The sequence below is a fragment of the Pseudomonas sp. RIT288 genome (assembly GCF_000631985.1).
GTDB lineage: Bacteria > Pseudomonadota > Gammaproteobacteria > Pseudomonadales > Pseudomonadaceae > Aquipseudomonas.
This window is the reverse complement of record NZ_JFYN01000044.1, coordinates 75863-99691: the sequence shown is the minus strand read 5'-3', so window position 1 is coordinate 99691 and position 23829 is coordinate 75863. Positions and strand designations below refer to the sequence as shown.

The 23829-nt window shown below is 62.4% G+C and carries 22 protein-coding genes; 6 read left to right on the top strand and 16 right to left on the bottom strand.

What is annotated here, in order from left to right; translation table 11 throughout:
• From BW33_RS27195 to BW33_RS27180, 4 genes are read right to left on the bottom strand one after another with little or no spacing between them, the layout of a single operon-like run.
• Positions 1 to 4575 carry an alpha-2-macroglobulin family protein gene (locus tag BW33_RS27195; protein ID WP_081794274.1) on the bottom strand — a complete coding sequence of 1525 codons (4575 nt, stop codon included), beginning with the start codon at positions 4573 to 4575 and terminating at the stop codon, positions 1 to 3.
• Positions 4572 to 5222 carry a DUF1175 domain-containing protein gene (locus BW33_RS27190; RefSeq protein ID WP_047602520.1) on the bottom strand — a complete coding sequence of 217 codons (651 nt, stop codon included), beginning with the start codon at positions 5220 to 5222 and terminating at the stop codon, positions 4572 to 4574. The genes BW33_RS27195 and BW33_RS27190 overlap by 4 nt, the downstream gene beginning before the upstream one ends.
• Positions 5207 to 6919 carry a DUF2138 domain-containing protein gene (locus BW33_RS27185; protein ID WP_047602519.1) on the bottom strand — a complete coding sequence of 571 codons (1713 nt, stop codon included), beginning with the start codon at positions 6917 to 6919 and terminating at the stop codon, positions 5207 to 5209. Before BW33_RS27185 ends, BW33_RS27190 begins: the two co-directional genes overlap by 16 nt.
• 38 nt (positions 6920 to 6957) lie before the next feature.
• Complete coding sequence (locus BW33_RS27180; protein WP_047602518.1) at positions 6958 to 7749, bottom strand: YfaP family protein; 792 nt, start codon at positions 7747 to 7749, stop codon at positions 6958 to 6960.
• 462 nt (positions 7750 to 8211) lie between these two features.
• Between BW33_RS27180 and BW33_RS27175 the strand changes: the two genes are divergently transcribed.
• The 4 genes from BW33_RS27175 (at position 8212) to BW33_RS27160 (ending at position 13348) form a co-directional block, all read left to right on the top strand.
• On the top strand, positions 8212 to 8454 hold the full coding sequence (locus BW33_RS27175; protein ID WP_003228627.1) for an exodeoxyribonuclease VII small subunit: 243 nt from the start codon (positions 8212 to 8214) through the stop codon (positions 8452 to 8454).
• Positions 8451 to 9338 carry a (2E,6E)-farnesyl diphosphate synthase gene (gene ispA / locus BW33_RS27170; protein WP_047602517.1) on the top strand — a complete coding sequence of 296 codons (888 nt, stop codon included), beginning with the start codon at positions 8451 to 8453 and terminating at the stop codon, positions 9336 to 9338. Before BW33_RS27175 ends, ispA begins: the two co-directional genes overlap by 4 nt.
• A 91-nt stretch (positions 9339 to 9429) precedes the next feature.
• On the top strand, positions 9430 to 11328 hold the full coding sequence (dxs, locus tag BW33_RS27165) for a 1-deoxy-D-xylulose-5-phosphate synthase (RefSeq protein ID WP_047602516.1): 1899 nt from the start codon (positions 9430 to 9432) through the stop codon (positions 11326 to 11328).
• Between the two features lie 139 nt (positions 11329 to 11467).
• Positions 11468 to 13348 carry a TonB-dependent receptor domain-containing protein gene (locus tag BW33_RS27160; RefSeq protein WP_047602515.1) on the top strand — a complete coding sequence of 627 codons (1881 nt, stop codon included), beginning with the start codon at positions 11468 to 11470 and terminating at the stop codon, positions 13346 to 13348.
• A 111-nt stretch (positions 13349 to 13459) separates the two neighbouring features.
• On the opposite strand, the gene BW33_RS27155 is transcribed toward BW33_RS27160, so the two are convergent.
• The 12 genes from BW33_RS27155 to nrdR all read right to left on the bottom strand — a co-directional run bounded on the left by BW33_RS27155 (position 13460) and on the right by nrdR (position 22424).
• The gene (locus BW33_RS27155; protein ID WP_047602514.1) at positions 13460 to 14260 is read right to left on the bottom strand and encodes a cobalamin-binding protein; all 801 of its coding nucleotides are present in this window, start codon (positions 14258 to 14260) and stop codon (positions 13460 to 13462) included.
• Positions 14260 to 14679 (bottom strand): hypothetical protein, encoded by a 420-nt coding sequence (locus tag BW33_RS27150; protein ID WP_047602513.1) that lies wholly within the window; start codon positions 14677 to 14679, stop codon positions 14260 to 14262. Before BW33_RS27150 ends, BW33_RS27155 begins: the two co-directional genes overlap by 1 nt.
• The gene (gene ribA / locus BW33_RS27145; RefSeq protein ID WP_027612931.1) at positions 14676 to 15293 is read right to left on the bottom strand and encodes a GTP cyclohydrolase II; all 618 of its coding nucleotides are present in this window, start codon (positions 15291 to 15293) and stop codon (positions 14676 to 14678) included. The genes BW33_RS27150 and ribA overlap by 4 nt, the downstream gene beginning before the upstream one ends.
• 248 nt (positions 15294 to 15541) lie before the next feature.
• Positions 15542 to 16270 (bottom strand): substrate-binding periplasmic protein, encoded by a 729-nt coding sequence (locus tag BW33_RS27140; protein WP_047602512.1) that lies wholly within the window; start codon positions 16268 to 16270, stop codon positions 15542 to 15544.
• Between the two features lie 34 nt (positions 16271 to 16304).
• Positions 16305 to 16808 carry a phosphatidylglycerophosphatase A family protein gene (locus tag BW33_RS27135; protein WP_007910933.1) on the bottom strand — a complete coding sequence of 168 codons (504 nt, stop codon included), beginning with the start codon at positions 16806 to 16808 and terminating at the stop codon, positions 16305 to 16307.
• Positions 16805 to 17770 (bottom strand): thiamine-phosphate kinase, encoded by a 966-nt coding sequence (gene thiL, locus BW33_RS27130; RefSeq protein ID WP_047602511.1) that lies wholly within the window; start codon positions 17768 to 17770, stop codon positions 16805 to 16807. The genes BW33_RS27135 and thiL overlap by 4 nt, the downstream gene beginning before the upstream one ends.
• Positions 17771 to 17787: 17 nt before the next feature.
• On the bottom strand, positions 17788 to 18288 hold the full coding sequence (gene nusB / locus BW33_RS27125; RefSeq protein WP_047602510.1) for a transcription antitermination factor NusB: 501 nt from the start codon (positions 18286 to 18288) through the stop codon (positions 17788 to 17790).
• Positions 18285 to 18761, bottom strand: a complete 477-nt coding sequence (ribH, locus tag BW33_RS27120; protein ID WP_003228649.1) for a 6,7-dimethyl-8-ribityllumazine synthase — start codon at positions 18759 to 18761, stop codon at positions 18285 to 18287. The genes nusB and ribH overlap by 4 nt, the downstream gene beginning before the upstream one ends.
• A 235-nt stretch (positions 18762 to 18996) precedes the next feature.
• Entirely contained in the window at positions 18997 to 20088 is a 1092-nt protein-coding gene (ribBA, locus tag BW33_RS27115; RefSeq protein WP_007966103.1) for a bifunctional 3,4-dihydroxy-2-butanone-4-phosphate synthase/GTP cyclohydrolase II, read from the bottom strand.
• A 31-nt stretch (positions 20089 to 20119) separates the two neighbouring features.
• Positions 20120 to 20782, bottom strand: coding sequence for a riboflavin synthase (locus BW33_RS27110; protein WP_047602509.1), 663 nt, complete (start codon positions 20780 to 20782; stop codon positions 20120 to 20122).
• A 47-nt stretch (positions 20783 to 20829) separates the two neighbouring features.
• On the bottom strand, positions 20830 to 21963 hold the full coding sequence (gene ribD, locus BW33_RS27105) for a bifunctional diaminohydroxyphosphoribosylaminopyrimidine deaminase/5-amino-6-(5-phosphoribosylamino)uracil reductase RibD (protein WP_047602508.1): 1134 nt from the start codon (positions 21961 to 21963) through the stop codon (positions 20830 to 20832).
• Positions 21960 to 22424 (bottom strand): transcriptional regulator NrdR, encoded by a 465-nt coding sequence (gene nrdR / locus BW33_RS27100; RefSeq protein ID WP_003228656.1) that lies wholly within the window; start codon positions 22422 to 22424, stop codon positions 21960 to 21962. The genes ribD and nrdR overlap by 4 nt, the downstream gene beginning before the upstream one ends.
• A gap of 128 nt (positions 22425 to 22552) precedes the next feature.
• Between nrdR and BW33_RS27095 the strand changes: the two genes are divergently transcribed.
• The gene (locus tag BW33_RS27095; RefSeq protein WP_047602640.1) at positions 22553 to 23017 is read left to right on the top strand and encodes a YbaY family lipoprotein; all 465 of its coding nucleotides are present in this window, start codon (positions 22553 to 22555) and stop codon (positions 23015 to 23017) included.
• Positions 23014 to 23670, top strand: a complete 657-nt coding sequence (locus BW33_RS27090) for a class I SAM-dependent methyltransferase (protein WP_047602507.1) — start codon at positions 23014 to 23016, stop codon at positions 23668 to 23670. Before BW33_RS27095 ends, BW33_RS27090 begins: the two co-directional genes overlap by 4 nt.
• The last annotated feature ends 159 nt before the right edge of the window (positions 23671 to 23829 follow it).

Here is a 23829-nt window from a genome sequence, read left to right as displayed (position 1 = left end):
TCAGTTGACCGTGACCTGACCGAGGGCGGCTTTCGCTTCCTGGGCCTGATGCTGCGGCGCGTAGACCTGAGTGAAGCGCACCGGCGGCAGGTTGAACTGGCCCTTCTGCGAGAAGCGCACCAGATGGCGCAGACGCAATTCGCCGCTCAGCGCATCCACCGGCACCGCATAAGCCAGTTGCCCCGGCTCGAATCGCGCTTTCTCCAGCGCGGTTGGTTCGGTGCCATCTTTGCCCTGCAACTTGATGCCCCAGGTGGTGCGCTCGACATCGGCGCCCGGTGGCAGCGGCACCTCGAGCATGCCGTAGCGCAGCGGTTTCGGCGCCTTGCTGGTGAGGATCACTTCGTCCAGATACAGGCTGTCGCTGGACAGCGGTTTGCTGCCGACCGGCTCCAGTTTGAAGGTGAACGCTTCGTCGCCCGGCACCAGACGCGACAGGCGCCGGGTGACGGTCACGGCCATTGGATCGACGGCCGCTTGCTGGGTCTGGAAGCTCAGTGCCGCACGCAGCGGACGCTCCTGGGTACCGGACACCGACAACACACTCGGCACCGGCGTCGTACCCTGCCAGGTCCAGAACATCTCACCGGTTGCACCGTAGTTTTTCTTCCAGCCTTCACCCGGCATCAGCGCGATGGTCGGCGACGCCTGGGCGATGCTGCGTTGCAGCCAGCTCAGTGCCAGCGCACGTTCGAGGGTCGATTGCTGCGGCAACAGACGTTGCAGCAACGCCGTCGCGCGGGTCTGATCGAACGGTTGCAACGACAGGTTCAGCGCTTCGGCGAACGGCTGCGAACTGACCGCCAGACGCTGTTGCGCGGCGCCGACCTGACGACTGAATGCCTCCGGCAACGCGACTTTCGACTGGGTGACCAGCGCCGCAGTCAACACCCGCGCCGCCGCCAGACCGAGCGCCGAATCCGGATCGCTCATCACCAGGCTGTCTTCGCCATCGTCCATCAGGGTTTCGGCATTGCCCTCGCCGGCCTTGGCCAGATCGTCCATCAAACCGCTGAGCAAAGTATTCACCGGCAGGTGCATCTGCTTGGCGAACGACAGGATCAGCGCTCGCTGCAGCAACGGCGTGTTCGGCGCTTGCTTGGCGTAAACCTCCAGCACTCGCTGCCAGTGCTCCGGCGGCAGGGTCAGTTCCAGCACCTGACTGGCGTTCCAGTCGGCGTAGTAGGCGTAAGCAGTGAGGAATGCATCCGGCTCACCGTCGAAGCCCCACCAAGTGAAGCTCGCCGACGGCCCGGCCATTTGCACCAGACGCAAACGGCTGTTCTGCATGATCAGGCGCAGGCGATCGCGGATCTGCGGGCTCGACGCCAGCGACGGATAAGCGATGCTCAGCGGCAGCAAACGGCTGGCCGTCTGCTCGACGCCGCCGTACGGGTAGCTCAGCAGATCATCGAGCGCGGAACGGAACAGTGCTTGCGGACTGTCATCCAGACGCAGGCGAATGTCGGTGGCGTCGGCCGGCAGGCTCAATGGGGTGTCGCCGCTGGCCACATCGAGGCTCTGGGTTTGCGTGACTTGCCAGCCGTCACCGGTGGCGCTCAGGCGCACGGCGAGGGCGTCCGCGGTTTTGCCGTCCTGCACCAGTTCGGCAGTCCACTCACTCGAGGCCAGGGCGAACGCCGGCAGCGGCAGGTAGTTGATGCCGTTGTTCAGGGTCACCGGCAGGCGTTGTTCGGCGCCCGCGTAATGGGTGACCAATTCAGCCCTGACCGGTTTTTCGACCTGGCTGAAGGCGAATACACCGAGTTGCGGCTGATCGCCCTTGCGGAATTTGCTCGGCCCGCTCCATTTCAGATACAGCGGTTTTTCCGAACGGACGAACTGCTTCTTCTGCCCGACCTGACCGTCATCGGCGATGGCCCGGGCGGTGATGCGCCAGCGGGTCAGCGAGTCCGGCATCTTGAAGGTGAAGCGGGTTTTGCCGTCGGCACCGGTCAGCAATTCCGGTTGCCACGCAGCGGTATCGACGTCTTCACGACGCGGCCGCTCCAACACTTTCACCCCTCGCTCGCTGCGGTTGGCCTTGCCCGGCGCACCGGGGCTGCCAGGCAGCGCGACGTCGTAACTGATGAAAGACAGGCTGGCGCTGGTGCGCACATTATTGCGACGCGGGTGGTAGAAGAACTGGTCGATGGTCGGCGCGACTTCCGGCTGCAACGCGTAAACCATTTCGTCGACAACACTCACCGTCAGATGCGCCGGAACTGCTTTACCGGCGAACTGCGTAGTCAGGTCGACGGTCACCGTGTCACCCGGCAGATACACCTGTTTGTCGGTACTGATCGCCACGTCGATTTGCGGCGCGATCACTTTGATCCCGGCATTCTGGAAACTGTACTGACCGCCCTTGGTGTACAGCACGGAGAAGGTCAGGTTCGGCGCGAAATTGTCCTTCACCGGAATGCGTACGCGGTATTGGGTGTCGCTGAGTTTTTCCAGTTTCAACCAGTCACCACCCTTGGCCAGCAGCGCGGTGGCTTCGACCTTGTCGCGCTCCAGCGACAGCAGTGCATCGCTGACCGGCTCCGGGAACGTGATCAGCGCCAGCGCTTCATCGCCGGCCTTGTACTCGGGCTTGTCGAGGACGATTTCCACGGTGCCCGGCACCGCTTTGACACCGTCGCCGGTGACCGAATGACCGGTGGCGCCGAGGACGCGACCGTGCTGATCTTTCAGCGTCAGGTTGTAAGTGCCCGGACGTTCGAACGCGATGCTGAAGCCTTTGTCAGTCGCCGCGAGTTTGCCTTCGCCAGTGCTCTGGTCTTCCAGACGCACCCAGCTATAGCTGCTTGGGGTGACGGCTTTGCTTTGCTCGCTGCCACCTTCGTTGGCGTAGCTGAACGCGACTTTGTCGCTGACCGCGCTGAAGCGTTGCGGCGCGCTCAAGCGGAAGCTCGCGGCACCACGGTCGATGAGGATCTCCTTGGTGGTCTTGACCCGATACGCCGCGCCATCGCTGGCAAACACCGTGAGCATGTAGCGGCTCGGTTTGTCGGCGGCCGGCAGGTCGAGGGTCGCGTTACCCTTGCTGTCAGTGGTCAGTTCGGTGCTGGTCAACTCCACCGGGAATTGCCCGAGGTATTGCAGCTCGTTGTCGACCATCGACAGTTGCTGGGCGCGCAGGCTCAAGCTCAGTTTGGCGTTGGCCACCGGTTTGCCGTCCGGGTACAGCAGCACCAGACTGCCCTTCACCGGCTCGCCGGTACGGTAATCCTGCTTGGCCAGATTCAGCGAAATTTCGAAGTGCGGCTTGATGTATTCGGCCACGCGGAAGGCGCTGCTGTAGGCTTGGTCCTTGTAGTTGAAACGGATCTCGTAACCACCGGCCACGGCGTTGTCCGGCAACTGGAACCGGCCTTGGGTGCCGGCCTTGGAATCGAGTTTCAGGTCGAGGTGTTGCAGCTCGGTGCCGGTGGCATCCAGTACACTGACCGTGACGTCCGCCGCACCGGGTAGCACCGAATCCCGCGCATTCTTGAACTCGCGACCGACGATTTTCAACGACACCCAATCCCCCGGACGATACAGCGGTCGATCAGTGAACGCATAGAGTTTGGTGTCGTAGATTTCGCTGTCGTAATAGAAGTTTTCCGAGACGAATACACCACCCTCCTCGTCCTCGCCGATGACGAACGAGCGCTCGGGGCTGACGTGTTTCAGGCGCAGCAAACCATCGGCATCGGTGGCGCCGCTGCTCATCACCCCGAGGCCGTCGGTCCACAGCACATTGACCTTCGGCACCGAACTGCCTTCGTGCTTGCGTGCGGCCCAGACCAGCAACTCATCACCGGCAATCTTGCTCACCGCCACGGTGTTGGAGACGAACACCATGGTAGTCGCGCGGTACTTGCCGATCAGCGCTTCGACCAGGTACAGGCCCGGCTTCAGATTGCCCAGCGGGATGTACACGTTACCCGGTGCAACGCTGACGAACTCGCTGGAAGAACCGGCCAGATTGACCCCGGTCGGCGGCTGGATCGGTTTGGCCTGCCACAGCGGATAACGGAACTGGCTGACCACCGGCAGACCCGGAATCAGCGCAAATTGCGGCTGCGCATCGTACGGGGTCGGCGCGGCGATGGCGTTGCCCATCTTCAGTTCCGGCACTTCCTCGGTGACCTGCTTGCGCGACTCGTAGGAGAACGCGCGCTGCATCACCCGCCGCGATTTGCGGTACCAGTTGTCCCACAGGTACGCGAGGGTGTTGGACAGGCCTTCGCCCTTGAACTGGCCGTCGCTGACCACGCGGTGCAGGTTCTTCTGGCGCTTGAGGAAATCCAGCGGCTTGTCGATGCGGTACACGCGGATGTCGGCGCCGCCGTACGGCTCCATGCGGAAGCGCCGGTAGTCGCGGCCCGGCGCTTCGAGACGGACCATCGCCTGCTCGTCGGCGGCGAAACTGCTGTCGGCCAGCAGGAAAAAGCTTTCACCGGCGACCGGCGTGTAGCCGCTCGGCTCCACCGAATCTTCAGCGTTGACGGTCGCCAATGGCAGCAACAGCGCCAGCAGCAGAGGAATTCGAGCGCAGAGTCGCAGCATGCGGGCACCGGTCATTGGGAGAGAAAGTTCAGTCGATAGACGCCGATGAAGTTGGGGTTGGCTGCGTCGGGTATCCATCGGGTGTCCTTCCATGTCATGAGTTGCTGCAGGCTTGCCGAACGCATGCCGTTGTCAGTGGGGGTGGTCGTGCCGGTGTGATAGGCGATGTAGCGGCCCATCCAGATCATCAGGTGCTGGTCGTCGCCCTGATCGAAAAACATCAGGTCGCCGGGGCGTGCCTGGGACACGTCGCGGCTGACCAGACGACTGTTGAACTGAATCAGTTTGATCGCGTTGACGTACGGCCCGACCTTGCCGCCGCCCTGCTGCCATTGCTGGGCGAGCTTGCGCTGCTCATCGCTGAGCGTCAGCTCCGGCGGCAGGTAGCGATTGGACAGGCCATTGCTGCGCAGCCACTTGTCGTCGTGAACCTTCAGCGCTTCGTTGGCCGCGAAACGCACCAGCCCGGCGCAGTCCTGCTGATACCAGCGCGGGCTCGGGCCCTGGCTCAGTTGCTCCTGAGCGATGCGCACGAACCAGGCGCGGAACACCTGGGACTGCGCCGGATCGAGCGCCGGCGCTTCGACCGCACGGGCACCGGCGCTGAGCAGCAGCGCGAGCAAGCCGAGGCTGCGGATCAGTGCCGTCACAGCGCTTTCCATTCCAGCGGCAACCATTGCCAGTGGCCGTCAGGCTCGCTGCCTTCCGGCAGGGTCAGGGCGTATTTGCCGTAGCCGCCGAGGGTGCGCAATTTAGGGATCAGGTAGGTTTGCGCGGCGTTGTAGAACACCGGCTCCATATCTTGCGGCAGGCTGTCGAGGGTTTCCTGCTGCATCAGTTGCGCCATCGAATCCGGGCCGAAGTAGATCGGCATCAGCACATCTTTCGGCAGCACGTCGGCCATCGGCGGGAAGCGTTTGTCGAGGGTACCGAGGGCCTTGTCGACCAGTTTGTCATCGAGGGAGAACAGCAGCGTCGAACCGTGACGCGCGAGGCTGACTTTCATGAAAGCACGGCCGCTGATCGCGTCCGGATTCTCGGCAGTCTTCGCTGCGTAGGGGCCGAAGTTCGAGCTGACCTGACGCTGCCAGACATGGCTCTGGCCTGCCTGCTTCTCGACGACCGGGAACGCGTGTTCGTCGACATTCGACTCGTAGGCGCCCACCATCGAACCGAACAACGTGCCCAGGTCGCCATCGAGCTTGCCGCTGTCTTCGTCCTTCAGGCTGGCGACCAGCAACGGCGTGTACAACCGTGAATCGGCGTACCAGCACAGGCCCGCCGCACCGGCGACGTGCTCGGTGAGTTTCTGCGCCACCGTTTCGTCGGCACCGAGTTTCACCAGCAGCGGTTTCTGCGGCTCCGCCGCCACCGGCAGAGTCACACAGGCACTGGCGCCCAGCGGCATGGCTTGCCACACCGGTTTGAAATCGAAGTCCGGCTGATTATCCAGTTCGTCCATGGCGAGGTAGCTGTGCCAGCCCTTGTCGTCCATGTCGAAGCGCAGCCCGGCGAAGTTCGGGATGAAGCGTTGATAGCCCATGGCAAGGACGCTGGAATTGACCGACAGACGCTGCTTGATCTCCGGCGCCTTGGCCGGCAGACCGAAGGCCTCGGGGAACAGTTTGTCGCCGTTGAGCAAGGCCGCCAGCGCTTGCGGCGAGACGTGCCCGGACTCCTCGGATTCGCCGTTGGCCGGGTCGTAATATTTGTTCGGGTTGGACAGCACCACCAGTTTGTCGCCGCGCGAAGCGAACAGCAGCGATTTGCTGGCGTTATAGCTGAGCTGGTACAGCGGCACCTCGTCGCTGCCGACCTTGAGGTTGCCGAAGACGCTGAGCTGCGAATCGTCCAGCGCCACTTTCGCCAGCGGCTCCAACACTTTCGCCAAGCCGCCGCGATCCATCACCAGCAGAAAATCCTTGAGCCGGCCATCCGCACCACGCCACAAAGCGACGTCGGCCGGTTGATCGAAAAGCTGTTCGATCAGGCTGTCCTGCAACTTCAGGTCGTGTTCGTAGATGATCCGGCGCAGGCTGCCGATCAGCCCCAGGCGGTCGGCGTGGGTTTCGTAATAGAAGACGAAATCTTCGGTGAGTGTGGCCTTGAGGAACGGCACCGTCAGCAGGTCCTTGGGCAACTGGCTCAGGGAGCGGGTTTCCAGCAGCGCATCCGGGCGGCTCAGGCCGAGCTTGTCGCCGGCAAGTATGGCCGCCGGCACCTTGGGCTTGTGCAGCAGCCAGCCAAGACCACCGGCCACCCCGGCCACCAGGACCAGGCCGATCAGCAGCGCCGGCCAGCGCCGGGAAGGTTGGCCGGCAGGAGTCGGGACGACCGGAGAAGCAGCGTTATCACTCATGTTCACAAAACCCGAAGTTCATCCGTGGTGCGGGATGCTTAATAGTTGAAAGTCTTGACCAGCAGCAGATCACCGATCGCCCGCAGGGGCACGATGAACGTTTCACGTTTTTCGTCGATCGTGTTTTCGTTGAGCACCAGCGTGATTTGCGAGGTGATGACCTCGTTCTGATTGCTGGCCTCCTCGAAGTTATAGCCGCCGTCGCCGAAGTTGCCCCAATAGTTGACGTAAACCAGATAGGTGCCATGCAGCGGCGCGGTCATGGTGAACATTTCCGGGCCGGGCCCATCGACGCCATCCGGGTCCAGACCGCCGCCGTTGGTCAGCGCCGTGTGGGCGAAGAACGCGTGCTGGCCGTCCGGCGTAATGATGTGCAGGTCGAGTTCGGCCTTGGGATCGTCCCAGCCGAGCACCACACGAATCTTCGCCGGGGTGCGCAGGTTGTTCGCTTCATAGAACTGCACGCGCTTGAGCGACTGGCCCTCGGCGCTGCGCACTTCGACACTGTTGGAGCCGGCGCCGAACGCATACGGCCGGGCGAAACGCCCGTCATCGTCGGTGTACAGATTCAGTGGATTGCCGTTGACCGCCAGCGTGTGCGGCCCGCGCTGATTGCCGATGGCCTTGAGCTGGCCCTGGATCATCGTGCGATTGCGCTGAACGCCGCGATCGATCGGCGGCGTGGGGTAAGCGACTTGCGGGTTTTCACTGCGATCGAGCAGACCGTTATAACGCCAGCCACCGGACGGTTCCGACAGCTCGGCAGTCGGCGCCGCCAGCAGTGCAGGCGCGCAAGCCAGGCCGATCAGCAGCCAAAGAAATGAACGCATGTAATGCCTCCTGCCATGCCTGAACGAAACCTTGCACCCGATCCTCGGTACTTCACAGCGGTGGAAACTGCGTTTCGTCTGAAAGACCCGTGACTATGGGGTCGTAGAAGGCGCGAAGATTAGCGATTCGGCAGTTTTTTAACAATCGGATACATCTGGATTTGCGGCGAGAATCACGCAGGTTTGTTGTTGGACGTGAGCCGAATAAGCTCCAACCTTCCAGAATCACCACAAATCCTGTGGCAAGGGAGCTTGCTCCCGCTGGACTGCGCAGCAGGCCCAAAACGGTCCCCGCAATCTGCCTGAATAAGTGCGGTGGCGGATTTTGGGGTTGCTGAGCAACCCAGCGGGAGCAAGCTCCCTCGCCACAGTAAAGTGGGTTCGTCCGGGGAGGCTCATTTGCCCATAAACCCCCTATCTGCTAGTGTCGCGCCGGTTTAACGTCAACCGGAAATCGCCGCCATGGCCCGCAAAAAAGCTGCACTGGATTTCGAACAGTCCCTCGCCGACCTGCAAACACTGGTCGAGCGTCTGGAGAACGGTGAATTGTCGCTGGAAGACTCGCTGACCGCTTTCGAGCAGGGCATCGGTCTGACCCGTGACTGCCAGGCAGCGCTGGCCCAGGCTGAGCAGAAGGTGCAAGTGCTGCTGGAGCGTGATGGCGAACTCGCCGAGGAACCCTTCGACGCGGAACAGCCAGAATGATTGCAGCGTATTCGGCGACCAGTCAGGCGCGAGTCAATGCGGCACTGGAAATCCTCTTCAAGGCACCGCTGCCGGAGCTGTCGCGCCTGTATGAGGCGATGCACTACAGCGTGATGATCGGCGGCAAACGCGTGCGTCCGCTGCTGGCCTACGCCGCGTGCGAAGCGCTGGGCGGCAAGGCTGAACAAGCCAACGGCGCGGCCTGCGCGGTGGAGCTGATCCACGCCTATTCGCTGGTGCACGACGATTTACCGGCGATGGACGACGACGATTTGCGTCGCGGCCAACCCACCACCCACAAAAAATTCGACGAAGCCTGCGCGATCCTCGCCGGTGACGGCTTGCAGAGCCTGGCGTTCAGCGCCCTGCTCGATCCGCGTCTGAGCGATCTGGACGCTGACATCCGTCTGCAACAGGTCACGGCGCTGGCGCACGCGGCAGGCCCGGCGGGCATGGTCGGCGGTCAGGCCATCGACCTCGGTTCGGTCGGTCTGAAGCTGGATCAGCAAGCGCTGGAGCAGATGCACCGGCACAAGACCGGCGCGCTGATCGAAGTCAGCGTCAAGCTCGGCGCCCTGGCCAGCGGCCATGCCGAGCAGGATGAACTCAAGGCCCTGCAGACTTATGCACAGGCCATTGGTCTGGCCTTCCAGGTGCAGGACGACATTCTCGACGTCGAAAGCGATACCGAAACCCTCGGCAAACGCCAGGGCGCCGACATCGCCCGCGACAAACCGACCTATCCGGCCCTGCTGGGGCTGGACGCGGCCAAGGTCTACGCTTTGGAACTGCGCGATCAAGCCCTGCACGCGCTGCGACCGTTTGACGCGGCAGCCGAGCCTTTGCGCGACCTGGCCCGGTATATCGTCGAGCGGCGTAACTGAACGCCAACCTGCCAAAAAAGACCAACGCGTGGGCAGGGGGCGATGCATCAGGTAAACTGCCGCATCTTTTATACCTATAACGATTCGCCTGATGCCCACGACGTTTCATGAGATTCCCCGCAAGCGCCCGACCACGCCCCTGCTCGACCGCGCGAACACGCCGGACGGCCTGCGCCGGTTAGGCGAAGCCGAGCTGGAAACCCTGGCCGATGAGTTGCGCCTGGAATTGCTCTACACGGTCGGCCAGACCGGTGGGCATTTCGGTGCCGGCCTGGGCGTCATCGAGCTGACCATCGCGTTGCATTACGTCTTCGACACCCCGGATGACCGGCTGGTGTGGGACGTCGGTCATCAGGCGTATCCGCACAAGATCCTCACCGGTCGTCGCCAGCGCATGGAAACCCTGCGCCAGAAGGACGGCATCGCCGCCTTCCCGCGTCGCGCCGAGAGCGAGTACGACACCTTTGGCGTCGGCCACTCCAGCACCTCGATCAGTGCAGCGCTGGGCATGGCGATTGCCGCCCGCCTGCAAGACAGCGATCGCAAGGCGATTGCGGTGATCGGTGATGGCGCGCTGACCGCCGGCATGGCCTTCGAGGCGCTGAACCACGCGCCGGAAGTCAACGCCAACATGCTGGTGATCCTCAATGACAACGACATGTCGATCTCGCGCAACGTTGGCGGCTTGTCCAACTATCTGGCGAAGATCCTTTCCAGCCGCACTTACGCGAGCATGCGTGAGGGCAGCAAGAAAGTCCTGTCGCGCCTGCCCGGCGCCTGGGAAATCGCCCGTCGCACCGAAGAATACGCCAAGGGCATGCTGGTTCCCGGCACCCTGTTCGAGGAGCTGGGCTGGAACTACATCGGCCCGATCGATGGCCACGACCTGCCGACCCTGATCGCCACCCTGCGCAACATGCGCGATCTGAAAGGCCCGCAGTTCCTGCATATCGTCACCAAGAAAGGCAAAGGCTTCGCCCCGGCGGAAGTCGACCCGATTGGTTACCACGCGATTACCAAGCTCGAACCGGTCGACGCCCCGGCCGCTGCGCCGAAAAAGGCCGGCGGGCCGAAGTATTCGGCGGTGTTCGGCGAATGGCTGTGCGACATGGCCGCGGCTGACCCGCGCTTGGTGGGCATTACCCCGGCGATGAAGGAAGGCTCGGACCTGGTGGCGTTCAGCGAACGTTTCCCGCTGCGCTATTTCGACGTGGCGATTGCCGAACAGCACGCCGTGACGTTCGCTGCCGGCATGGCCTGCGAAGGTGCCAAACCGGTGGTAGCGATCTACTCGACGTTCCTGCAACGCGGCTACGACCAGTTGGTGCATGACGTCGCGGTGCAGAACCTCGATGTGCTGTTCGCCATCGACCGCGCCGGTCTGGTGGGCGAAGACGGCCCGACTCACGCGGGCAGCTTTGATCTGTCGTACCTGCGCTGCATCCCGGGTATGGTCATCATGACCCCGAGCGATGAAAACGAACTGCGTAAAATGCTCACCACCGGCCACCTGTACAACGGCCCGGCGGCGGTGCGTTACCCGCGCGGCACCGGCCCGAACGCGACCATCGACAAGGATCTCGAACCGATCGAAATCGGCAAGGGCATCGTCCGTCGTCAGGGCAGCAAAGTTGCTCTGCTGGTGTTCGGCGTGCAACTGACCGAAGCCCTGAAAGTCGCCGAGAAGCTGGATGCAACGGTGATCGACATGCGCTTCGTCAAGCCACTGGATGAAGCGTTGGTACGCGAGATTGCCGGCAGCCACGAGTTGCTGGTGACCATCGAAGAGAACGCGATCATGGGCGGCGCCGGAGGCGCGGTCAGCGAGTTCCTGGCGCGCGAGAACATCCTCAGGTCGATGCTGCACCTGGGCTTGCCGGACATCTACGTCGAGCACGCCAAACCGGCGCAGATGCTGGCCGAGTGCGGGCTGGATGAAGCGGGAATCGAAGCGTCGATCCGCGAGCGCCTGGCTTTACTCGACAAATAAACGCAATACTCTTGTGGGAGCGAGCCTGCTCGCGAATGCGGATTGTCAGTCAAAGTAATGCTGACTGATACACCGCATTCGCGAGCAGGCTCGCTCCCACATTTGATTTGTGTACACCTGAAACACCAGTGGAACGTCCATGAACCTCTCGCGTCTCGCCCTGCCCCTCTTCCTGCTGCCAGCCACCAACGCCCTCGCCGACACCTTCGAACGCGATCAGGCTCTGAAGCTGCCAGACATGCTGATCAGCGCCAACCGCCAGGTCGAAGCACGCAACGACAGCAGCGCGGCCAACACGGTGTTCACCCGCGAAGACATCGACCGCCTGCAACCGGGCAGTGTCACCGACCTGCTGCAACGTGTGCCGGGCGTGCAAGTGGCGCAAGCCGGCGGACGCGGCAGCCTGCCGGGGATCTACATTCGCGGCACGCAGTCGGCGCAGAGTCTGGTGCTGGTCGACGGCCAGCGCATCGGCAGTTCGACCTCCGGCGACAGCAATCTGCAGCACCTGAACATCGACCAGATCGAGCGCGTGGAAGTGTTGCGCGGTTCGCGCTCGGTGATTTACGGCAGCGATGCGATTGGCGGGGTGATTCAGATTTTCACCCGCCGCGGCAACGAGCAAGGCCTGCAGCCGCGCTTGCACGTCGGCTTCGGCAGCAACCAGACCTGGGAACGCAGCCTCGGCCTGTCCGGTGGCGATGACAAGACCCGCTTCAACCTGGGCGCCAGCCTCGATGACACCGCAGGCCTGGACCGCACTCACGAGTCGTACCCCAGCGACAGCGATCATGATGCCTATCGCAATAAATCCGTCAGCCTGAGCCTCAGCCATGCGCTGACCGATGACATCGAAGTCGGCGCCAACCTGCTGGATAACCGCGGCAAAAGCGAATTCGACAGTCCGTTTGGCACCTACCAACAGCAGCCATATAGCGACTTCAACGTCAGCAGCATCAATAGTTACTTCGACGCACGGGTCAACAACACCTGGAAAACCCGCGTCGAACTCGGCCACACCGAGAACCGCGAAAAGACCCTCGACAAGCTCAGCGACGAGCGCACGGTGTTCAATACCTATCGTGACTCGGTGAACTGGCAGAACGACCTGACCCTGGATGCGCGCAACAGCCTGATTTTGGGCGGAGACTGGTACGAAGATCGAATCAACAGTGATTTCGACGATTTCGGTAAGCGCAGCTCCTTGGACGAAGACAGCCGCTGGAACCGTGCCGCATTCATCCAGCATCGTTATCAGGCCGACAGCTTCTCCACGGAGCTGGGTCTGCGCCACGACGACAACCAGCAATTCGGCAGCCAGAACACCTGGAGCGGCACCTTCACCCTGCCGCTGAACCCGGACAATGATCTGCTGCTGAGCTACAGCGAAGGTTTCCGCGCGCCGACCTTCAACGACCTGTACTACCCGAACTTCAGCAACCCTGACCTGAAGCCGGAAACCTCGAAGAGCTACGAACTGCAATGGCGCAGTCAGTTGAGTGGTAGCAGCCGACTGGAGGCGTCGATTTACCGCACGGATCTGGAAGACGCGATCATCTTCGGCAGCAACTCACGCCCGGAGAACGTGGCCTCGGCACGGATCAATGGCTTTGAAGCGGCGCTGAAACAGGAACTGTCCGGCTGGCAGAGTAGCCTCGGTGTGGCCTTTATCGATCCGCGTGATCGCGATACTGGGCACACCCTGGCGCGGCGTGCGCGGCGCACGATGAGTTGGGATCTGGATCGCCAGTTTGATCGACTCGGCATCGGCGCGAGTTGGCAATTGGTCAGTGGCAGTTATGACGACCTGAAAAACACCCAGCCGCTGGGTGGCTACGGCACCGTCGGGTTGCGCAGCAGCTGGGCGCTGAACCGCGAGATCAAACTGGATTTGAAGGTCGATAACCTGCTGGACAAGGGTTACAGCCGCGCGTTGTACAGCTATGACGGCAGCCAGTATGGCTATCGCGAGGAAGGTCGGGCCTGGATGTTTGGCGTCACCTGGACTCCCCAGCTTTGATTTGAAGCTTCGCTGATTTGACTGGCCCCTTCGCGAGCAGGCTCGCTCCCACAATTTGGAATGCAATCCCCCGGTGGGAGCGAGCCTGCTCGCGAAGAAGTCACCTCGGCTTCAGCGGTCAGGCGCGATCAATTGGCAGAGTTTGGCGGTGGCATCGATCATTTGGCCGCTTGGGCGCTCCAGGCCTTTATCGGTAACCAACAGCAGTTTCCCCTGCTTCACTGCTGCCACCTGCGGCCAGTCTTTCCATGCATCGAGCTGGGCCTGCTCACCGGCCAGTATCACCTGCGGATCGCGCTGCAGCACTGCTTCGATACTCACCTGCGGGGCCGGCAAACTCAGGTCGGCAAACACATTGTGTGCGCCGCAGACTTCGAGCGCATCACTGATGATCTGCCCGCCACCGACGGTGTACAACGGCTTGTCCCAGACTTGATAGAACACCTTCAGCGGCGTGTTCCGACGATAGCGTTGGCGCAGCTCAGCGAGTTTCTGGCGCAGGTCCGCCGCCAGTTTCGTCCCACGTTCAGGTCGCCCCAGTTGCGCGGCGATAGTCTCGATCTGCGCAGACAGCTGTTCGAGATTATGTGGCTCGGCGACGTAGGTCGGGATGTTCAGGCGTTTGAGCTGATCGCGTTGTGCGGGGCCGACGCTGCCGGGCCACAACAGCAACAAATCCGGCTTGAGGCTGAGCAGACGTTCCATGTCGAGCTGACCGTAGCGCCCCACTGACGGGACATTCTTGAGCGCAGCCGGACGCTCGCCGGCATCGAGCACGCCAACCAGCAGATCGGCCGAGTCCAGCTCGACAACGATTTCAGACAGCGAAGGCGCGAGGCTGACCACCCGCAGACTCGCCAGCACCGGGCCGGCACAGACCAGCAGCAGAACCGCCAGCCACAGACGGCGCATCAGCCGAGTTGACGCGGGATACGGTAGAGGTAGAACAGCACGGCCGTGGACAGCGCCAGCAGCATCAACGGTACCGCTTCAAGGCCGACGAACACCGCCAGCGCGCCGATCCATGCCGGCAGTGCGGCCGCGAGAAATGCACTGCGACGCCGGGCCGCCAAGGCAATCCAGGCTGCGGGTTCGTCAGGCGTATCGAGGGCTTTTTGCGTGGCGATCAGCGCGTGCTTGTAGCGGCCGAAAAACTTCAGGCTGACAAACATCGAGGCCACGCCGGCAATGAACAACGGCATGGCCAGCACCGGCAGAATGCCTTCGCCCTGGCCGAACAGGCCATTGAGGACAAACAGCGGCACCAGCGCCAGCGCCAGGTATTTCCACCAGTCGACCGCCAGGCGGCGTCGCACCTGACCGCGGGTCACGCGCGGTCGACCTCGCCCTGATGCTCGTTGCCCATCATGTGGTCGAGCTTGCTGGCCTTGGTCGCCAGGTACAGTTTGTTGTGCGGGTTGTGGCCGGTGTGCAGCGGCACGCGCTCGGCGACGACGATGCCCATGTCGGTCAGGGCTTTGACCTTGCGCGGGTTGTTGGTCATCAGACGCAGCGACTTCACGCCCAGATGCTCGAGCATCGGCAGGCACATGGCGTAATCACGCTGATCGGCGGCAAAGCCCAGACGCTCGTTGGCTTCAACGGTGTCGGCGCCGCCGTCCTGCAACTCGTAGGCGCGGATCTTGTTCAGCAGACCGATGCCACGACCTTCCTGACGCAGGTACAGCAGCACGCCACGGCCTTCACGGGCAATGGCCTTGAGCGCCGCTTCGAGCTGCGAACCGCAGTCGCAGCGCTGGCTGAACAGCGCGTCACCGGTCAGGCACTCGGAGTGCAACCGGCCGAGAACCGGGGCACCGTCGGCGAAATCACCCAGGCTCAGCACCACGTGCTCGCGGCCGGTGGCCTCATCGAGAAAACCGTGCATGGTGAATTGCGCAAAAGGCGTTGGCAGCTTGGAAGCGGCGACAAAAACGACAGGCACCGGTGTGCTCCTGATCTAAAAAAGTCTGAAGATTCGCAGGCCGGCATTGTAACAGCAGGTTCCTGCAGACGCTTAGGCTGAATTATCGGGCATAACGATCAAAAAGTTTGATAACTCCTCGGACAACAGGGATCCCGGCAGGAGCTGTCGAGTGAAACGTGGCTGCGATCTGTTGATCCGTTTTTTTAAGATCAAGATCAAATGATCGCAGCGTGCCGCAGCTCCTACAGGGGTTCGCATCAGTTCGTCTAAAACGGATATGGCTGCTGCCACTGCTCGAAAATCGGCTTCAGCTCGCCACTCTTCACCAGTTGCTCCATGCGCCTGTCGAACAGCGCCATCAATGTGCGCGCTTGCGGCGTATTGGCAAAGCACAGATACAGCGGCAATTCGGCGATATGGGTCTTGTGAAACTGCGTCGGATCCTTGGCCCGGCCGACGACGTAATCGATTTCGGTCTGCGCATCGATGTAATAGTCGGCGCGGTTGTGGGTGAGCATCGACAGGATCCCGGTACGTCGCACGACCTCATTGTAGTTGCGCACATTGGGCAAATAATCCTGATAGTCGTAGCCGCGCACCCAGGCCAGGCGATAGCTGCCGAGGGTCTCCGGAGTCGGTGAAGGACTGCTCGACAGGCCCAGCGCGTAGATGTGGTCGGTGTCAAAGTTCCAGCGCGGGTATAGCAGGTCGCTGGCCTCGTTTTTATACGAACCGACGCAGGCATCGACTTCGCCGCGCTCCGCCAGGCCCACGGAGCGGGTGTACGGTTCGCTGCGAATGTCGAGTTTCACCCCGACGGGTTCGAACACCTTGCGCAGCACGTCCCAACCCAGGCCATGGCCGTCGGCGGCGGTGTAGTCTTCCCAGTCTTCGCTGGCCAGATGGATGACCGCAGGCGTCGGCACAGCGTCTTGCGCACTGGCGACAGTGCCCAGCAAGGCAAAAAACACAAACGCCAGCCAGCGTCGAGCCATCCCAAGCCTCCTCACCGAACCCGGCCCCTGCGGATCAGGCGAAAATCCACACCAGCCCCTGCATCGCCAGCCAGGCGAACACACCGGCCAGCACGTCGTCGAGCATGATACCGACGCCGCCGTGGACATGCCGGTCGATCCAGCGGATCGGCCATGGCTTGAGAATGTCGAAGAAACGGAACACCAGAAAACCCGCGAGCAACCAGTACCAACCTTCCGGCACCAGCCACAGGGTGATCCACATCCCGACCATTTCGTCCCAGACGATGCCTTCGTGATCGTGAACCCGCAGATCGTCGGCAACCTTGCCGCACAGCCAGAAGCCAAACAGCATGGTGATCCCGAGCATCAGCCAGTAACCCCAGTCGGGCAACATCTGCCACAACGGGATAAAGGGTAGCGCAACTAACGAACCCCACGTGCCCGGCGCTTTCGGCAAGGTGCCTGAGCCGAAGCCGAACGCGAGGAAATGCCAGGGATTGCGCCAGACCGACGGCGGAACGAATTCGGCCGGAACCTGTTTCGGGTGATCTGTCACGGTGTCTCCTGAAAATGTTGATAACCCCGGATTTGCGGGGTGATGTCGTGTCCTTCGCGATCCAGCAGCGCTACCCCCTGACCCTGCACCACCCGTCCGATCACATGAATCGGCCAGCCATCGGCGAGCAACGCCGGCAACTCGACGGACGGCAGCGTGAAGGCCAGCACGTAATCATCGCCGCCGCTCAACGCCGCCCGCTCCGCGCCGCGCTGGCCGAGAAACGCCACTAAAGCATCGGACAACGGCACGCGCTCACGTTCAACTTCGAGTCGAACCTGCGAAGCCAGAGCGATATGCCCGCAGTCGGCAAGGAGGCCATCGGAGATGTCGAGAGCCGCAGTGGCCTTGCCACGCAGCGCCTGACCAAGAGCCAGTTGCGGCTGGGGCGACCAGTAATGATCGAGCAACGGCTGGGCGATATCCGCTTCGGCTTCACGCTGGCCAAGCACCAGCGGCAACGCCCCGGCAGCATTGCCCAGCTCGCCGCCAACACAGAGCAGATCGCCCGGTTGTGCGCCGCTGCGGGTCAAGGCCTGCCCGGCCGGCACGCGGCCGAACACCGTCACCGTGAGGCTCAACGGGCCGCGCGTGGTGTCGCCTCCGACCAGCGCGACGCTGCAGCTCTGCGCCATGCCGTTCAAACCGCGGGCGTAGGCTTGCAGCCAATCGGCGGTCACCGTCGGCACAGTCAGGGCAAGGGTAAAGGCAACGGGCGTGGCGCCCATGGCGGCCAGATCGCTGACCGCGACGGCCAGCGAGCGCTGACCGAGCAGAAACGGATCGCAGGGATCGGCGAAATGCACGCCGGCCACCAGCGTATCGGTGGAGATCGCCAGCTGTTCCCCGGGGGGAACCGCCAGCAAGGCGCAGTCGTCGCCGATCCCCAGAGCAACGCCTTCGCCGCCCTGCGCACAAGGCGCGGCGGCGAAGAAATTGCGGATCAGCTCAAACTCGCCCATGAGGTCTCAAGCGCGTATCAGCGCTTGAACGCCTTCACTTCAGCTTCACGCAGGCGCGGAGCCAGCTTGTCGAGTACGCCGTTGACGAACTTGTGGCCGTCGGTCGAACCGAAGACTTTGGCCAGCTCGATACCTTCGTTGATCACAACGCGGTACGGCACGTCGACGCGCTTGAGCAGCTCCCAGGTGGACAGGCGCAGAACGGCCAGTTCAACCGGGTCCAGCTCTTCGATTTCGATGTCCAGGCAAGGCTTGAGCGCGGTGTCGATTTCGGTGCGGTTCGCCGGAACTCCGTGGAGAATTTCGCGGAAATACGCGCCATCGACATCGGTGAAATCGTTATCAACGCGGAACTGCGCTTCGATCTCGTTCAGCGAAGCCTTGGCCATATGCCATTGATACAGAGCCTGAGTCGCGAGCTGACGGGCTTCGCGACGCTTGGCGCTTTTCGATGGCTTGCCGGCATCCGCAGGTTTCGGATCGCGCGGGTTGAAACGATCGCTATCGTCGCTAATCACTTGGCCTCCAACTGCGCCAGCAGGCTGACCATTTCCAGAGCGGACAGGGCAGCTTCAGCACCTTTGTTGCCGGCCTTGGTGCCGGAACGTTCGATGGCTTGCTCGATGGAATCAACGGTCAGGACGCCGAACGCGACCGGTACGCCAAACTCCATGGACACCTGGGCCAGACCCTTGGTGCACTCGCCTGCCACGTATTCGAAGTGCGGAGTGCCGCCACGAATGACCGCGCCGAGGGCGATGATGGCTGCGAACTCGCCTTTCTGGGCGACTTTCTGCGCAACCAGCGGGATTTCGAAGGCGCCAGGCGCGCGGATGATGGTGATGTCGCTTTCGCTCACGCCGTGGCGAACCAGGGCATCAACTGCACCGCTGACCAGGCTTTCAACCACGAAGCTGTTGAAACGGCCCACTACCAGAGCGTAGCGGCCTTTAGGGGCGATGAAGGTACCTTCGATGGTCTTCAGGGTCATTCGTCAGATCTCTTAAAGAGCCGGGACACGTTTCGTACGCATCCCTCAGTGATATTAGCCACAAATTCATGACCGGAAACACCGCATTGCTGTTCGACTACACCCTGTGGCGAGGGGATTCATCCCCGATGGACTGCGCAGCAGTCCCAACCAAATAGGGCCGCTGCGCAGCCCGTCGGGGATGAATCCCCTCACCACAAGGATCTACGTCAACAATGCCGGAAACGACCGGTCATTATTCGGAGGGCACGTATTCTACAACTTCCAGATCGAAACCGGATATCGCATTAAATTTCATTGGCGCAGACATCAGGCGCATTTTGCGCACACCGAGGTCACGCAGGATCTGCGAACCGGCACCGACGATGCTGTAGGTGGTCGGTTTTTTCACCGCCGCCTGATCAGCGGTTTCGCGGATATGCGCCAGCAACACGTCGCCGTCCAGCGGGTGACCGAGCAACAGCACCACACCGCTGCCGGCCTCGGCCACCGCAGCCATCGCGGCGCGCAGACTCCAGCGGCCCGGTTGCTTGACCATCAGCAGGTCGCGCAGCGGGTCCATGTTGTGCACGCGAACCAAGGTCGGTTCCTCGGCGCAAACGGTGCCCAGTGTGAGGGCCATGTGCACGTCGCCTTCCACCGAATCACGATAGGTCACCAGGTTGAATTGGCCCAGTTCGCTGTCCAGCGGCTGCTCGGCAATCCGCTGAACGGTACGTTCGTGGATCATCCGGTAGTGAATCAGGTCGGCGATGGTGCCGATCTTGATGTTGTGTTCGGCGGCAAAAGCTTCCAGTTCGGCGCGACGGGACATGGTGCCATCGTCGTTCATCACTTCGCAGATCACGCCGCTTGGCTCGAAACCGGCCATGCGTGCGAGGTCGCAGGCGGCTTCAGTGTGACCGGCGCGCGCCAGGGTGCCGCCGGCCTGAGCCATCAGCGGGAAGATGTGGCCCGGGCTGACGATGTCTTCAGCCTTGGCGTCTTTTGCCGCCGCCGCTTGCACGGTGCGCGCACGGTCGGCGGCGGAGATACCGGTGGTGACACCTTCGGCAGCTTCGATCGATACGGTGAACTTGGTGCCGAAACCGGAACCGTTGCGTGGCGCCATCAATGGCAGCTTCAACAGCTCGCAGCGCTCGCGGCTCATCGGCATGCAGATCAGGCCACGGGCGTGCTTGGCCATGAAGTTGATGTGCTCGGCCTTGCAGCACTCGGCGGCCATGATCAGGTCGCCTTCGTTCTCGCGGTCTTCGTCATCCATGAGGATGACCATCTTGCCTTGGCGGATGTCTTCAACCAGTTCTTCGATGCTATTGAGCGCCACAAGGCACCCCCCTTCTTTCGAATTTAGAGCTTCAGGATTTGAGGTAGCCGTTTTGGGCCAGAAAGCTTTCAGTGATGCCACCGGACGTCGGCTCTGCAGCCTTGTCGCCCAACAGCAAACGCTCCAGATAACGCGCCAGCAAGTCGACTTCCAGGTTCACCCGGCGGCCCGGCTTGTAGGAAGCCATGATGGTTTCGCTCAGGGTGTGGGGAATGATCGTCAGCAGGAATTCGGCGCCATCGACCGCGTTCACGGTCAGGCTGGTGCCGTCGACGGTGATCGAACCTTTATGGGCGATGTACTTGGCCAGTTCTTTCGGCGCGCGAATGCGAAATTCCACAGCGCGGGCATTGTCGCTGCGCGACACCACTTCGCCGACACCATCGACGTGACCGCTGACCAGATGCCCACCGAGACGGGTGGTCGGGGTCAGGGCTTTTTCCAGATTGACCGGGCTGCCGCTTTTCAGGTCATTCATGGCAGTGCAGTCGAGGGTTTCGCGGCTGACGTCGGCGGCAAAGCCGTTGCCCGGCAGTTCAACCGCTGTCAGGCAGACGCCGTTGACCGCGATGCTGTCGCCGAGTTTGACGTCGCTCAGGTCGAGCTTGCCGGTTTCGACATGCACCCGCACATCACCGCCCTTGGGGGTCAGTGCACGGATACTGCCGATGGATTCGATGATGCCGGTAAACATGGGGTTCTCCTTGAGAACGAAGCCAGCGCTAAGGCGATGGCCAGGAATTATACGCTCGCCGAAACGACTGGCGTCGCAGTGACTCGCCAGTCATCGCCAACCGCGCGGATTTCAGTGATTTTCAGCTCGGGAGCGTCCTTCATATAGGCCAGCGGCCAGTCCAGCAGCGGCCGCGCCGAGGAGCCGAGGAACTTGCCGGCGATGAAGATCACGAACTCGTCGACCAGACCGAGTTGGGCAAACGCGCCGGCCAGACGCGGGCCGGCCTCGACCAGCACCTCGTTGACGCCACGGTTGGCCAGTTCGATGAGCAACTGCTGCAGATCGACTTGACCGTCATCACCCGGCACGATCAGGCATTCCGGGCCGTTGGCGTATTGCTCTTCGACCGCCATGCAGGTGGCGACCAGCGCCGGGCCGGCCTTGAAGAACGGCGCATCCAACGGCACCCGCAGGCGCCCGTCAATCAGCACCCGTAGCGGCGGACGGCTCATGGCCAGTGCGGTTTGTTCGGCATTCAGACCCAGTTCGTCGGCGCGCACGGTCAAACGTGCGCCGTCGGCCAGCACGGTATCGGCGCCGGTCAACACCACGGCAGCCTGCGCGCGCAAACGCTGCACGGCGGAACGCGCGGCCGGGCCGGTGATCCACTGGCTCTCGCCACTTTCCATCGCCGTGCGACCGTCCAGACTCATCGCCAACTTGACCCGCACGAACGGCAAGCCGTGCTCCATGCGCTTCAGGAAACCTTGATTGAGCTGGCGCGCCTCGGCTTCGAGCACGCCACTTTCGGTAGCGATCCCGGCGTCGCTCAGACGCTGCAAGCCACGCCCGGCGACCTGTGGATTCGGATCGCGCATCGCGGCGACCACCCGAGCAACGCCGGCAGTCACCAGCGCATCGGCGCACGGCGGCGTGCGCCCATGGTGGCTGCACGGCTCAAGGGTCACGTAAGCCGTGGCGCCCCGGGCCCGTTCACCGGCGGCGCGCAGGGCGTGAACTTCGGCGTGGGGTTCGCCGGCACGCTCGTGAAAGCCTTCGCCGACAATCTGCCCGTCACGCACGATCACGCAGCCAACCCGGGGATTGGGATGGGTGGTGTAGTGGCCCTTGCGCGCCAGCTCCAGCGCGCGTGCCATGAAGTGGGCGTCGAGGATCGCCTGCTCGGCGGCGCGGGTCATTCTTTCACCGGTTCGCGGGCGAGGCGGTCGATCTCTTCACGGAACTCGTTGAGGTCCTGGAAGCGCCGGTACACCGAAGCGAAACGGATATAGGCCACTTCATCGAGTTTTTGCAGTTCAGCCATCACCAGTTCGCCGACCACGAGGGATTTGACCTCGCGCTCGCCGGTGGCGCGCAGCTTGTGCTTGATGTGAACCAGAGAGGATTCGAGGCGCTCGACGCTCACCGGACGTTTCTCCAGCGCGCGTTGCATGCCGGCGCGGAGTTTTTCTTCGTCGAACGGTTGGCGGCTGCCGTCGGTTTTGATCAGGCGCGGCAACACCAGTTCGGCCGTCTCGAATGTCGTGAAACGTTCGCCGCAGGCCAGGCATTCACGCCGGCGGCGCACCTGTTCGCCCTCGGCGACCAGACGCGAGTCGATGACCTTGGTGTCGTTGGCACCGCAGAAGGGACAGTGCATGGTGGCTGGCAACAAAAAAAGGGAGGGCCATGGTAGCGCATCCCGGTGGCAAGACAAGCCATAGGGTTTGCGGTATACAGACTGCCATGATCATTTGATCCATGGATTTCATTTTGCTGGAGCTGCCAATGCCGCTACGACCGCTCGTTTTGCTCAGTCTTTTCGCCCTGCTGGTGGCCTGCGGCAGCGACAAACCCAAGCCGCAGCCGCCGACACCAGGCCCGGCGCCGCAACAGGCGCAGAAAAAAGCCCGGGAAGCTGCTGACCTCGGCCCCCTGCCGGCCTATCAACGGGAACTGAGCGGCACCCTGCAAGGCGTGCCGGCCGGGGCCGAAGTCGAACTGGCGCTGCTGGTGATCGATGAAAAATCGCGCCCGCAACAACTGCTCGCCAGTTCCAGCCTGATCGGCAACAACCAGATTTTGCCGTTCCGCCTGCGCTTCAATCCGGAGTCATTTCCGGCCGGCGCACGGGTCGAGCTGCGCGGTCGTGCCACGCAGTCCGGCCAGTTGATCCTGCACCTGCCGTCGCAGACCATCACCCAGCCGACCACTCAGGCGCTGGGCCAGCTGCAACTTGTCAAAGCACCATGACGGCACCGCTTGATCTGCAACAGCCGTTGGGTGAGTTGCTCGGTGATGCGCGGCTCAAGGCTTGCGCACTGCCGGGCACTGATTTGCAGTTGTGGCTGATCGACGGCGACAACATGGATCGTGAATTCAGCCCGGACGAAACCCGGCGCATCCTCCACGAACCGCCCTACTGGAGTTTCTGCTGGGCCAGCGGCCTGGCGGTGGCGCGTTATCTGGCGGAGTTTCCCGAGTGGGTGCGCGGCAAGCGGGTGCTGGATTTTGGCGCCGGCTCCGGGATTGCCGCGATTGCGGCGGTCAAGGCCGGAGCGTTGGAAGTGGTGGCCTGTGATCTGGATCCGCTGGCGATTGCTGCGTGTCGGGCCAACGCTGAACTCAATGATGTGCAGATGAGTTATTCGACGGACTTCTTTGCCGAGGCTGATCGCTTCGATCTGATCCTGGTGGCGGACGTGCTCTACGACCGCGAGAACCTGCCGCTGCTCGACGCGTTTCTCAGCCGTGGCCGCGAGGCGCTGGTGGCGGATTCTCGGGTTCGGGATTTTCGTCATCCGTTGTATGAGCGCATTGAAATGCTTGAGGCGATGACCTTGCCGGACCTGGCTGAGCCGGAAGAGTTCAGACATGTCAGTCTTTACCATGCGCGGCGTGACTAAAAGCTTCGCGAGCAGGCTCGCTCCCACAGGGGTAACGCATTCCAAATGTGGGAGAGAGCCTGCTCGCGAAAGCATTCTGGCAGGCAACACACCTCTCAAAGACTGACCGCTTCCGGCCACACCCCGCCAAGCCGTATAGTTGCCCCATCCACGCTTTTA